The sequence below is a fragment of the Pantoea sp. DY-17 genome, from assembly GCF_019795975.1.
In the GTDB taxonomy this organism is placed as follows: domain Bacteria; phylum Pseudomonadota; class Gammaproteobacteria; order Enterobacterales; family Enterobacteriaceae; genus Pantoea; species Pantoea leporis.
Map to the genome: position 1 here is coordinate 1,668,508 of NZ_JAIMIG010000001.1, position 14,215 is coordinate 1,682,722.

Here is a 14,215-nt window from a genome sequence, read left to right on the forward strand (position 1 = left end):
GCAATAAATTGCGCCGCTACATTGCCCGGCAGCCTTCATCGCCACGCAAACAATCCGCACATCTCCGTAGCGGCGCGATTTATCGCGCATGCTGACAGCGGCACCGTGCCCCCGCCCGGCATTGCGCAATAAATTGCGCCGCTACCTTGCCCAGCAGCCTTCATCACAACGCAAACAATCCGCACATCTCCGTTGCGGCGCGATTTATCGCGCATGCTGACGGCGGCACCGTGCCCCGCCCGGCATTGCGCAATAAATTGCGCCGCTACAGGGGCAGCAGTCATCATCACAACGCATACAATCCGCACATCTCCGTTGCGGCGCGATTTATCGCGCATGCTGACAGCGGCACCGTGCCCCCATCCGGCATTGCGCAATAAATTGCGCCGCTACAGGGGCAGCAGCCATTATCACAACGCAAACAACCCGCACATCTCCGTTGCGGCGCGATTTATCGCGCGTGCCGACGGTGGCACCGTGCCCTCATCCGGCATTGCGCAATAAATTGCGCCGCTACATTGCCCGGCAGCCATCATCACAACGCAAACAATCCGCACATCTCCGTTGCGGCGCGATTTATCGCGCGTGCTGACAGCGGCACCGTGCCCCCATCCGGCATTGCGCAATAAATTGCGCCGCTACATTGCCCGGCAGCCATCATCACAACGCAAACAATCCGCACATCTCCGTTGCGGCGCGATTTATCGCGCATGCTGACAGCGGCACCGTGCCCTCATCCGGCATTGCGCAATAAATTGCGCCGCTACGCTCCACCAGGAATTTTCCTTCTTTGCAGACGGTTCTTGATACGAGTCCGTAACGCGCTGCTCTAACATTCCCGCCGCTGTGCGATGTCGTGTAAACCGCGTCGCACTTACATTGACAACACATTATGGACGATTCTTATGATTGATTTATTTGCCCGCAGCCAGACCCTTTACTTTGAAAGCGCCGACGGCAAGCTAGTGTTTGGTAACAATGAGAAGCTGGAGCCCGGTGGCTTTATTGAGCTGGTCATCGGCACCGACACCTTCCGCGTCCCCGTAGACGACAAAGGCTTTTACCGCTGGGAAGCGCCTTCCGCCTACGCCGACGGCCACTACAGCTTCTCCATCCGCCACTTTGATAACGCCGGCAACCGCAACCCGCCGACGCTCGGCACCGTGATTGTTGACACCAGCGCCCCCGCCGCCCCTGAACTGCTTAACCTCTACGACGACCAGGGCGACAAAACCGGCAGCTTCGACGCCGGCAAGGCCACCGACGACAAACGCCCGACGCTGACCGGCATCGCGCAGAAAGGCAGCACCGTTTACCTGCTCAACGACAAAAATGAAAAAATCGGCAGCGCGGTGGCGGACAAGGTCACCGGCAAGTGGGTGATGGAGCCAGCGCAGGACTTGAAAGACGGCAGCAACAGCCTGCGCCTGGTGGCCGAAGAGACCTTTGGTAAACAGCTGCGCGCCGGCACGCCGTCTGCGCCGTTCAACATCATTACCGGCAACGGCAGCGCGCAGGTTGAACACACCGGTGACGCGGCCGCCGCGCCGGTCAGCGAAGCCGCACCGGCCGCCACCGAACCGCTGGCCCGCAGCAAGACCCTCTACTTTGAAAGCGCCGACGGCAAACTGGTGTTTGGTAACAAAGAGAAGCTGGAGCCCGGCGGCTTTATTGAGCTGGTCATCGGCACCGACACCTTCCGCGTCCCGGTAAACGATGAAGGCTTTTACCGCTGGGAAGCGCCGACGCCCTACGCCGACGGCGAGTACAGCTTCTCCCTCCGCCACTTTGACAACGCCGGCAACCGCAACCCGCCGACGCTCGGCACCATGATTGTGGATACCACCGCGCCGGACGCGCCGGAGCTGATTAACCTCTACGACGACCAGGGCGCCGTGACCGGCAGCTTTGACGCCGGCAAGGCTACCGACGACAAACGCCCGACGCTGACCGGCATCGCGCAGAAAGGCAGCACCGTTTACCTGCTCAACGACAAAAATGAAAAAATCGGCAGCGCGGTGGCGGACAAGGTCACCGGCAAGTGGGTGATGGAGCCATCGCAGGACTTAAAAGACGGCATTAACAGCCTGCGCCTGATGGCCGAAGAGACCTTTGGTAAGCAGCTGCGCGCCGGCGCGCCTTCGGCGGCGTTTGACATCGTGATTGCCGGCGACAACGTCACGGTTACCATTACCGATGCGCTTGACGACGCGGGCAGCTTCACCGGCGCGCTCGGCAACGGCGCGCTCACCGACGACGCCACGCCGACCCTGCGCGGCGAGGTCTCCGCCGCTGACACCGTTATCGTCTATTACCGCCTCGCCGGCAGCCCGACCTGGGCCGGCAGCGCCACCGCCACCGTCAGCGGCGAGACCTGGAGCTGGACGCCGGGCAGCAACCTGCCGTACGGCCGCTATGAATTCCAGGCCAGCACCGGCGACGTCGCCTCGGCGCTGTTTGAGCTGGAGATCGTCAGCCCGTCCGATATCGTCCTGCGCCCCCGCTTTGAAACGGTTATCGACGACTTCGGCGATGCCACCGGCCTGCTGGAAAGCGGCGCCATCACCGACGACGCCACGCCCACCTTCCAGGGCCGGGCGGAAGCCAACAGCCAGGTGGTGATCCGCTATACGCTGGCGGGCGGCGCTGCTGCCTCCGTCACCGTTGACGCCGACAGCACCGGCCGCTGGAGCTGGACGCCGGACACTGAGCTGGCCGCCGGCCAGTGGTCGTTCGACGTCAAATCTCTGGGGCAGACGCACTGGAACGACAGTTTCGATCTGATCATTGTTTCCGAAAGCGACGGCGGCTTTGCGCCCGTCATCGATTACGCGGTGGATGACTTCGGTCCCGTGACCGGCAACCTCGGCAGCGGCGGCAGGACCGACGACAGCACGCCAGCGCTGCACGGTCGCGCCGAAGCCAACAGCCTGGTGATCCTGCGCTACACCCTGGGCGACGGCCACTATGCCAGCGCCAGCATAAAAGCAGACGCAGGCGGCAACTGGTCGTGGACGCCGCCGGAGCTGGCCAGCGGCAGCTGGACCTTCGAGGTGAAGAAGAGCGGTCAGATGGACTGGAGCAGCTTTACGCTCACCATCGATCCCAATGCCGATCGCAACGCCAGCATCGACAGCGCGCTGGACAACGCGGGCCCGGTGACCGGCAGCCTGAGCAGCGGCGCGTCCACCGATGACACCACGCCAACCCTGCGCGGCACCGGCCCGACCAACAGCGTTATCACCCTGCGCTACAAGCTCGGCAACGGTAGCTATACCCTCGACAGCGTGAGCGTGGATGCAGACGGCAACTGGTCGTGGACGCCGGATACGCTGGCGAAGGGCAGCTGGACCTTTGAGGTGCAGAAGGCCGGCCAGAACGGCTGGAGCAGCTTTAAGCTGACCATCGATCCGGACCTCGATCGCTACCCGACCATCGACAGCGCGCTCGACAACGTCGGACCGGTGACCGGCAGCCTGAGCAGCGGCGCGTCCACCGACGACACCACGCCGACCCTGCGCGGTACCGGCCCGGCCAACAGCGTTATCACCCTGCGCTACAAGCTCGGTAACGGTGGCTACACCCTCGACAGCGCGAGCGTGGATGCAGACGGCAACTGGTCGTGGACGCCAAATACGCTGGCAAAAGGCAGCTGGACCTTTGAGGTACAGAAGGACGGCCAGAGCGGCTGGAGCAGCTTTAAGCTGACCATCGATCCGGCGCTGGACCTGAAGCCAACCATTGACAGCGCCTGGGACGACTTTGGCGCGGTAACCGGCAGCCTGACAAGCGGTGACACCACCGATGACAACACGCCAACCCTGCGCGGTACCGGCGTGGCCGGCACCATCATCCACTTCCAGAACGGCCTGGCGGGCGGTTCCTGGGTTAATGTGGGCAGCACCGTCGTTAAAGCGGACGGCACCTGGGAGTGGACCTCACCGGTGCTGAGCAAAAACGGCACCTGGGAGTTTCACGCGAAGGCGCAAAACGGCGACGTTATCAGCGGCTGGACCGGGAAATTTATTCTGAAGTACGTTGCTGCCGCCGGACCGGTGATTACCGATGCGCTGGACAACGTCGGCCCGGTAACCGGCAGCCTGAGCAGCGGCGCGTCCACCGATGACAGCACCCCGACGCTGCGCGGCACCGGCCCGGCCAACAGCACCATCACGCTGCGCTACAAGCTCGGCAGCGGCAGCTACGCCTCCACCACGGTGAGCGTGGATAACGCAGGCAACTGGTCGTGGACGCCGTCCGGGCTGGCAAAAGGCAGCTGGACCTTTGAGGTGCAGAACGCCGGCCAGAGCGGCTGGAACAGCTTCCAGCTGACCATCGATCCGGACCTCGATCGTTACCCGACCATCGACAGCGCGCTGGATAACGTCGGCCCGGTGACCGGCAGCCTGAGCAGCGGCAGCAGCACCGACGACAGCACGCCAACCCTGCGCGGCAGCGGCCCGGCCAACAGCGTTATCACCCTGCGCTACAAGCTTGGCAGCGGCAATTACGCCAGCACCACGGTAAGCGTGGACGGCAACGGCAAGTGGACGTGGACGCCGTCCGCGCTGGCCAACGGCAGCTGGACCTTTGAGGTGCAGAAGGCCGGCCAGAGCGGCTGGAGCAGCTTCCAGCTGACCATCGATCCCACCGTGGACCGCGATGCCGTGATCAACAGCGCCTGGGATGACTTCGGCGCCGTGACCGGCACCATTGCCAACGGCGGGACCACCGACGACAGCACCCCGACGCTGCGCGGCACCGGCCCGGCCAACAGCAGCATCACGCTGAAGTACAGCAACGGCGACCGCAGCGGCGGCATCATGGTTAAAGTGGATGCCAGCGGGAACTGGACGTGGACCGCGCCAGATCTGGAGGACGGACACTGGACCTTTGAGGTGAAGAAGGACGGCCAGGAAAACTGGAGCCGCTACGAGCTGACCATTGATTCCAACGCGGATCGCAACGCCAGCATCGACAGCGCGTTCGACAACGCGGGTCCGGTGACCGGCAGCCTGAGCAGCGGCGCGTCCACCGACGACAGCACGCCGACCCTGCGCGGCAGCGGCCCGTCCAACGGCACCATCACGCTGCGCTACAAGCTCGGCACCGGCAGCTACGCCTCCACCACGGTGAGCGTGGACAACGCAGGTAACTGGTCGTGGACGCCGTCCGGGCTGGCGAAAGGCAGCTGGACCTTTGAGGTGCAGAAGGCCGGCCAGAACGGCTGGAGCAGCTTCCAGCTGACCATCGATCCGGACCTCGATCGCTACCCGACCATCGACAGCGCGCTCGACAACGTGGGCCCGGTGACCGGCAGCCTGAGCAGCGGCGCGACCACCGACGACACCACGCCGACCCTGCGCGGTACCGGCCCGGCCAACAGCGTTATCACCCTGCGCTACAAGCTCGGCAACGGTGGCTACACCATCGACAGCGCGAGCGTGGATGCCAGCGGCAACTGGTCATGGACGCCAAATACGCTGGCGAAAGGCAGCTGGACCTTTGAGGTGCAGAAGGACGGCCAGAGCGGCTGGAGCAGCTTTAAGCTGACCATCGATCCAAACCTGGATCGCAATGCCACCATCGACAGCGCGTTCGACAACGTCGGCCCGGTGACCGGCAGCCTGAGCAGCGGCAGCAGCACCGATGACACCACGCCGACCCTGCGCGGCAGCGGCCCGGCCAGCGGCACCATTACGCTGCGCTATAAAATGGACGGCGGCAGCTATGCCTCTACCACGGTGAGCGTGGACGTAAACGGCACCTGGTCATGGACGCCAAATACGCTGGCAAAAGGCAGCTGGACCTTTGAGGTGCAGAAGAGCGGCCAGAGCGGCTGGAGCAGCTTCCAGCTGACCATCGATCCCACCGTGGACCGCGATGCCGTGATTAACAGCGCCTGGGATGACTTCGGCGCCGTGACCGGCACCATTGCCAACGGCGGGATCACCGACGACAGCACCCCGACGCTGCGCGGCACCGGCCCGGCCAACAGCACCATCACGCTGCGCTACAAGCTCGGCAGCGGCAGCTACGCCTCCACCACGGTGAGCGTGGACAACGCGGGCAACTGGTCGTGGACGCCGTCCGCGCTGGCAAAAGGCAGCTGGACCTTTGAGGTGCAGAAGGCCGGCCAGAACGGCTGGAGCAGCTTCCAGCTGACCATAGATCCGGACCTCGATCGCTACCCGACCATCGACAGCGCGCTCGATAACGTCGGCCCGGTGACCGGCAGCCTGAGCAGCGGCAGCAGCACCGACGACAGCACGCCAACCCTGCGCGGCAGCGGTCCGGCCAACAGCGTTATCACCCTGCGCTATAAAATGGACGGCGGCAGCTACGCCAGCACCACGGTAAGCGTGGACGGCAATGGCAAGTGGACGTGGACGCCGTCCGCGCTGGCCAACGGCAGCTGGACCTTTGAGGTGCAGAAGGCCGGCCAGAGCGGCTGGAGCAGCTTTACGCTGACCATCGATCCGACCGTGGACCGCGATGCCGTGATCACCAGCGCCTGGGATGACTTCGGCGCCGTGACCGGCACCATTGCCAACGGCGGGACCACCGACGACAGCACCCCGACGCTGCGCGGCACCGGCCCGGCCAACAGCAGCATCTCGCTGAAGTACAGCAATGGCGACCGCAGCGGCGGCATCATGGTTAAAGTGGACGCCAGCGGGGACTGGACGTGGACCGCGCCAGATCTGGAGGACGGACACTGGACCTTTGAGGTGAAGAAGGACGGCCAGGAAAACTGGAGCCGCTACGAGCTGACCATCGATTCCAACGCGGATCGCAACGCCAGCATCGACAGCGCGTTCGACAACGCGGGTCCGGTGACCGGCAGCCTGAGCAGCGGCGCGTCCACCGACGACACCACGCCGACCCTGCGCGGCAGCGGCCCGGCCAACAGCACCATTACGCTGCGCTACAAAATGGACGGCGGCAGCTACGCCTCCACCACGGTGAGCGTGGACAACGCAGGCAACTGGTCGTGGACGCCGTCCGGGCTGGCGAAAGGCAGCTGGACCTTTGAGGTGCAGAAGGCCGGCCAGAACGGCTGGAGCAGCTTCCAGCTGACCATCGATCCGGCGCTGGATATGCAGCCCACCATCGACGATGCCTGGGACAATTTTGGCGCGGTGACCGGCAGCCTGAAGAACGGTGACACCACCGACGACAGCACGCCGACCCTGCGCGGCAAAGGCGTGGCCGGCACCATCATCCACATTCAGAGCAGCCCGCCGGGCGTGCCGTGGGAGACCGTGGGCAGCACCGTGGTGAGAGCCGACGGCACCTGGGAGTGGACCTCACCGGCGCTGAGTGGCAGCAACACCTGGGACTTCCGGGCCCAGGCGCAGACCGGCGATCACTTCAGCGAGTGGAGCAACAAGTTCGTGGTGAAATACGTTGCGGCAGCGCCTGACAAGCCGACCATCACCGATGCGTTTGACGACGTCGGTCCGGTGACCGGCAGCGTGAAGAGCGAGGGCTACACCGATGACAGTACGCCAACCCTGCGCGGCAAAGGCGTGGCGGGCAGCATCATTCACTTCCAGAACGGCCCGTGGGATAAGCCGTGGGTGAACGTGGGCAGCACGGTGGTGAAAGCGGACGGCACCTGGGAGTGGACGTCGCCGGCGCTGGACCACAGCGACAACTGGCACTTCCGCGCGTACGTAGAGAACAGCAACGGCCAAAGCGACTGGTCAGACAGCTTTATTCTGAACTACACCGATCCGACGCCGATCATTGTTGACGCGTTTGATGATTTTGGTGCCCAGACCGGTAGCCTGCAGAACGGTGATACCACCGACGACAGCACGCCGACCCTGCGCGGCAAAGGCGTGGCCGGCACTATCATCCACATTCAGAGCAGCCCGCCGGGCGTGCCGTGGGAGGCCGTGGGCAGCACCGTGGTGAGAGCCGACGGCACCTGGGAGTGGACTTCACCGGCGCTGAGCAGCAGCAACACCTGGGACTTCCAGGCCCAGGCGCAGAACGGCGATCACTATAGCGCGTGGAGCAACAAGTTCGTGGTGAAATACGTTGCGGCGGCGCCTGACAAGCCAGTCATCGTCGATGCGTTTGACGACGTCGGTCCGGTTACGGGCAGCGTCAAGAGCGAGGGCTACACCGATGACAGCACGCCAACCCTGCGCGGGCGTGGCGTGGCGGGCAGCATCATTCACTTCCAGAACGGCCCGTGGAATCAGGCGTGGGTGAACGTGGGCAGCACGGTGGTAAACGCGGACGGCAGCTGGGAGTGGACGTCGCCGGCGCTGGATCACAGCGACAACTGGCACTTCCGCGCCTGTGCAGAGAACAGCAGCGGCACAAGCGCTTGGTCAGAGAGCTTTATTCTGAACTACACCGATCCGACGCCGACCATTACCGATGCGTTTGATAATTATGGTGCTAAGACCGGCAGCCTCGCCAGCGGTGACATCACTGATGACAGCACGCCAACCCTGCGCGGCAACGCGCCGGCGAACAGCGTGGTGATGATCCGTGCGCAGCATGCGTCGGGTGAGAAAACCTACAGCGTGAAGGCGGGTGCGGATGGTAAGTGGAGCTGGACGCCGGATACGGCGCTGGCGAAAGGCGACTGGGCATTCCAAGTTAAAAAAGTAGGTTCGGAAAGCTGGAGCCAGTCATTTGAGCTTAATATTACTCAAGGATATCCAGGTGATGCAGGAATACTTGACTTCGAAAATATAAAGCTGGGAGGGATTTATAATTCAGCTTCTATAAACTTTAATGAAAATTCTCGCATTATGTTTGGTTCTACTCCGAACAGTATTGCAGTCGATGTAGTCACAACTCCTGACGGTGCTCCTGATGATTGGGGGAGTCACAGTCTCAAGTTAAGAGGAAATGTAAGTTTCACTTTTGATGCAAATAAGTATGAATTAGGAAAATCAAATTCTTTTTCACAGGTTGGACTTACTCTTTGGAACAACAGTACTGAAGAAACTGTTTTTCAATTTCGTTACTCATTCTTAAATAAAAAATACACTTTAACCTTTACAGTCGAAGCTGGAAAAGTATTTTCATTTGATAGTGCAGATTATATTGCAACCGATGCACCTTATTATCAAATGATAGATTTTGCATTCATAAAAAATGGTACCCAAACTTACGTTGACAATATTTATACTGTTGAAAAAGATATGTACAATCCTTCAATGTTGTCTAGTGAAAGCGAAAGCCTCATCCACTTCCTCGACGGCGTCGACGAATTAACCGATAACGCCATTACCGGCAGTGAAACGCAGGTTGATACTCTGCAATTAACCGGTAAAGATCAGCTGCTCGATTTATCTCAGCATAAAGCGGAGATTCAGTCGGTGGAGATCTTTGATATTCGCGGCAGCGGGGATAATACGCTGATAATCGATCTGGATGCGCTGCTGCATTACGGCGAAAAAGATCTGTTTATCGAAGACGGCAAAACCCAGTTGATGGTGAATGGCGATGCCGGCGACGTGGTGCAGCTGAAAGATATTCTGCCGGAAGGCAGCGATATCAGCGAATGGCAGCATCAGCAGGGCACGGTGACGGTTGCGGGCGTGGAGTATGAAGTGTACAGCCACGGCGACGACGCGGAACTGCTGGTGCAGCAGGGGGTGAAAACCGAGCTGATTTAACGGTTAGATCCTCTATTATCTGTCTGGAAAGCCACCGAAATTCGGTGGCTTTTTTTGTTGTTTACCCACTCAGAACCTTCGGGCATCTCGCACCGGCTGGCATTGCGCACCGGCTGGCATTGCGCACCGGCTGGCATTGCGCCCCGGCTGGCATTGCGCCCCGGCTGGCATTGCGCGATAAATCGCGCCGCTACGTAGTGCGGTGATCACGGTACACCGCATCCGCCGCGACGGCCGCGGCAGCGATCCTCTCTTCATCCGGCATCATCCCATCGCCTGCGTCATCAAACCATAAGCCTGCATCGCGCCGGGTTGTGGCGCCCATGGCGTGCCGCGCACCATGATGGTGGGCGCATCCACCTGCTGCAGACCCAGGGTTTTCAGCCAATGCGCCAGCGGTAACGCGGCGTCGGTATCGATGCGCACAAACTCGCCGCGCAGCGTCTGCATCAGGGCGGCAATCAAGGTTTGCGCGCTCGCCAGATTCAGCGCAATCACCGGGCCAATCGACCAGCCGTGACCAAACCGGCGCAGGCTGGCAAAGCCCTGCACGCGCTGCTGCGCATCCAGCAATATGCGGGTTTGTGCAGCGGCAATCAGGTGGGTGATTAACGCGGGACGCCACAGGCCGTGCGCCTGGTGATCGAAGGTGGTCAACGGTTGTGCCTCTGCGGGCAACACGGGACGCAGCGTGAAACCGGCTGGCACCGTTAACGCCGGCACCGCCGCCAGCGCGCGCGTTTGATATTGCAGGATCTGGCCCGTTACCGCAAAACCGAGTTTCTGATACAGCGGTTTGCCGCTCTCGGTGGCGTGCAGCCGCAGCCGGTAATCAGGGAATTGTTCCAGCAGCGCCAGCATCAACTGTTTGCCGATGCCCTGCCCTTGCCAGCGTGGGCTGACGATGACGAGTCCGATGGTGGCCGCCTGCTCGCCCCAGCGAAACCCCAGCGCGCTGCCGGCGTAGTCGCCCTGATGCTCAGCCACCGTGCCTGCGCCGAACGTCAGCGCCTGTTGCCAGTCTTCGCGGCGATGCGGCCAGTGCAGTTGCTGCGTGAGGGCAACACCGGAATCGATGTCGCGTGACGTCATAGCGCGTAGCCTGATCATGTTTGCTCCTGATGTGCGGGAAATGCTCTTGTCTTTAGCACATTTCAGGGCGGGGATGAAAGCGGGAACGCGGTTGCGAGGCGGTGCGGCCGGGTTGCGCCGCACCGTGCTGGATCAAATCTGGAAGTCGATGGCCGGTTCGTTTTCGGTTTCGTAGGAGAGCGCCTGACGCTTGATCTCCTCCAGCGACAGATTGGCATTACAGAGTTCGAGGAACTGCCAAACGTAATTGCGCTGCAGCTGGCCGCGCTTCAGGCCGAGCCACACGGTATTGGCATCGAACAGATGATGGGTGTCGATTTTTACCAGATCTTCGCCTTCGTAAATATCGCACGCCTGATCGGCGAGAATCCCCACACCAAGACCGAGTTCCACGTAGGTTTTCACCACATCAGAATCCTGCGCGCTGAGCACGATATCCGGGCGCAGACCGGCGGCCTGGAATGCCCGATCCACCCGCGAACGGCCGGTGATGCCCTGACGATAAGTGATTAACGGATAACGGCTCAGGCTGGCGAGCGTAATGGGCTGCTGCTGTAACAGTTCATGATCGTGCGGTACCAGCAGCGAGTGATGCCAGCTGAACCACGGGAACGCCGCAAGGCTGCTGTTATTCACTAGCTGCTCGGAGGCGATACCGATATCGGCTTCACCGGCCAGCAGCATGGCGACGATCTCCTGCGGCGATCCCTGATTGAGCTCAAGGCGCACGTTGGGATAGAGCTGGCGAAACGCTTTGATCACGCGCGGCAGGCTGTAACGCGCCTGGGTGTGCGTGGTGGCGATGGTCAGCACGCCGCTGGTTTCATTGGTAAACACATCCGCTAAGCGGCGTACTTTGCCCGCTTCATCAAGGATGCGCTCAGCAATGGTCAACAGCGCCTTGCCCGGTTCGGTCATGCCTAACAGTCGCTTGCCACGACGAATAAAGATTTCCACGCCCAGTTCATCTTCCAGATCGCGAATATGGCGGCTGACTCCGGATTGGGAGGTAAACAGCGTATTCGCCACTTCGGTCAGGTTGAACTCGCAACGGGCCGCTTCACGTATAATTTTAAGTTGCTGGAAATTCACACCCTTTTCTCCTGATTCCTGCCCCTGTTTCGTCCATGTTATGAAGTTGGTGTCATCGCAACAAATAATAAAAAACGGTGTGTTATGCGGAATAGTAATAAGGAGTCGTTTGAAGGACGCCCTCACCCCCGCCCTCTCCCGCAAGCGGGCGAGGGAGCTGATCGAGCGGTTGGTTGGTGAGGTGATCTTTGTGGCTAAAAATGGGCTAATGCCTATCAGTTAAGCGCCGTATCAAATCACCGCACCTTCCGTAGCGGCGCGATTTATCGCGCAATGAATTGCGCCGCTACAATGTGTGCGCTCGGTAATTACGGGTTTTCATGTCTTAACTGACGAGCGTTAGGCTAAATATGGGCTAATGCCGATCAGTTAAGCGCCGTACCAAATCACCGCACCTTCCGTAGCGGCGCGATTTATCGCGCAATGAATTGCGCCGCTACAATGTGTGCGCTCGGTAATTACGGGTTTTCATGTCTTAACTGACGAGCGTTAGGCCAAATATGGGCTAATGCCGATCAGTTAAGCGCCGTATCAAATCACCGCACCTTCCGTAGTGGCGCGGTTTATCGCGCAATGAATTGCGCCGCTACAATGTGTGCGCTCGGTAATGACGGGTTTTCATGTCTTAACTGACGAGCATGAGGCTAAATCTGGGCTAATGCCGATCAGTTAAGCGCCATATCAAATCACCGCACCTTCCGTAGCGGCGCGATTTATCGCGCAATGAATTGCGCCGCTACAATGTGTGCTCTCGGTAAGGAGGGGTTTTCATGTCTTAACTGACGAGCATGAGGCTAAATATGGGCTAATGCCGATCAGTTAAGCGCCGTACCAAATCACCGCACCTTCCGTAGCGGCGCGATTTATCGCGCAATGAATTGCGCCGCTACAATGTGTGCTCTCGGTAAGGAGGGGTTTTCATGTCTTAACTGACGAGCATGAGGCTGAATATGGGCTAATGCCGATCAGTTAAGCGCCGTATCAAATCACCGCACCTTCCGTAGCGGCGCGATTTATCGCGCAATGAATTGCGCCGCTACAATGTGTGTGCTCGGTAATGACGGGTTTTCATGTCTTAACTGACGAGCGTTAGGCTAAATATGGGGCGGGATCGGTCCCCTCTCCCATTGATGGGAGAGGGTTAGGGTGAGGGGAAAAGTGCGCTTAACTCATCCCACCAGCATCAATTCACGGTCCTCTACCGCTGGCTTATTCAGCAGCGACAGCAAAATATTCTTCACGGCCTGCGCCGATGGCGACAGCGGCAGACGCGCCGAGATGTTCAGCGACAGCGGCAGATTGAGTGACGGACTGTTAATGCGCGCCATCCATGCATGGGTTGAACTCACCAGCGCCCGCGCTGCAGATTCTGGCAGCACAGTCACGCCCATGCCGCTGGACACCGCCGCCGTCAGCGTCGAAATGGATTCGATTTCGCCGATGATGCGCGCGCTCAGACGGCGCAGCGAGAACGCTTCATCGACACGTTTACGCACCGCGCTGTAATCGCGTGGCAGGAACAGGCTCATCTGCGCCACATCGGCCAGATCGACCGTGGCACCCGGGCACGCTGTTGCGCCCACCAGATAGAGCTCTTCTTTCATTAAGGGAATGCTGTTGATGCCCGCCGTTGGCGCACGGTCGTACAGCACCGCCATATCCAGCTGGCCGTTCATCACTTTTTCATTGAGCGAGGTGCCGCTGTTTTCATGCAGATACACCAGCACATCCGGGAACTGCTCACGCACCGTGTGCAGCAGCGGCATGGTGAGCGAAGATGCAGCGGTGCCCGGCGCTAAACCAATCGAAACCTGGCCGTTCAGTGCCTGGCCGGCGTTGATCACCGCCGTTTGCGCCTGTTCACACTGGCGCAGAATGGTGCGAGCGTGGGCATACAGAATTTTTCCGGCTTCAGTGGGCGTCACGCCGCGCTTGGTGCGGATCAGCAATTGCTGATCGAGTTCATTTTCCAGCGTCGCCACCTGCTGGCTAAGCGCAGGCTGCGCGATGTGCAGCACTTCTGCTGCCTGAGTCAGGCTGCCGATATCGACGATTTTTACAAAATACTTGAGTCGTCTTAAATTCATGTTGCCTCCGTCAATCCCCGAATACCCAGTTGGGTGTTTCAGCCTGCTGGCTTGTGGGAATGAAGTTGCAATATGCAGGCCAGGTTTGTTCGCGATGCAAAATTGCGTTGGCAGATTTTTCCTAACGGCACGGAAAATAAGCGTTTGCGATTACCTCGAAGGAGTTAATAAGCGTGGGCGATGACGTGATTTGCGTAAGCGTTGAACAACATGCACCGCCGTGGGGCAGAAAATGCGAGTCAGGCGTGCAAAAAAGTGATGACCTGATGAGCTGGTTTGGTGCAGAAAACACAG

At 60.3% G+C, this 14,215-nt stretch carries 4 protein-coding genes; 1 reads left to right on the forward strand and 3 read right to left on the reverse strand.

Annotation, left to right across the window (positions count from 1 at the left end; all coding sequences use genetic code 11):
- The first annotated feature begins 905 nt into the window (after nt 1–905).
- On the forward strand, nt 906–9,650 hold the full coding sequence (locus K5Y33_RS07940) for an Ig-like domain-containing protein (RefSeq protein ID WP_222233644.1): 8,745 nt from the start codon (nt 906–908) through the stop codon (nt 9,648–9,650).
- 264 nt (nt 9,651–9,914) lie between these two features.
- Here K5Y33_RS07940 and K5Y33_RS07945 read toward each other — a convergent pair whose 3' ends face one another.
- The 3 genes from K5Y33_RS07945 to nac form a co-directional block, all read right to left on the reverse strand.
- A complete protein-coding gene (locus K5Y33_RS07945) occupies nt 9,915–10,760 on the reverse strand; it encodes a GNAT family N-acetyltransferase (protein ID WP_222233645.1) in 846 nt (281 codons plus the stop codon).
- A gap of 114 nt (nt 10,761–10,874) precedes the next feature.
- Nucleotides 10,875–11,834, reverse strand: coding sequence for an HTH-type transcriptional regulator Cbl (gene cbl / locus K5Y33_RS07950; RefSeq protein WP_101762578.1), 960 nt, complete (start codon nt 11,832–11,834; stop codon nt 10,875–10,877).
- A 1,169-nt stretch (nt 11,835–13,003) separates the two neighbouring features.
- Nucleotides 13,004–13,921: a nitrogen assimilation transcriptional regulator NAC gene (gene nac, locus K5Y33_RS07955; RefSeq protein ID WP_101763422.1), complete on the reverse strand. Its 918-nt coding sequence runs from the start codon at nt 13,919–13,921 to the stop codon at nt 13,004–13,006.
- Between the last annotated feature and the right edge of the window lie 294 nt (nt 13,922–14,215).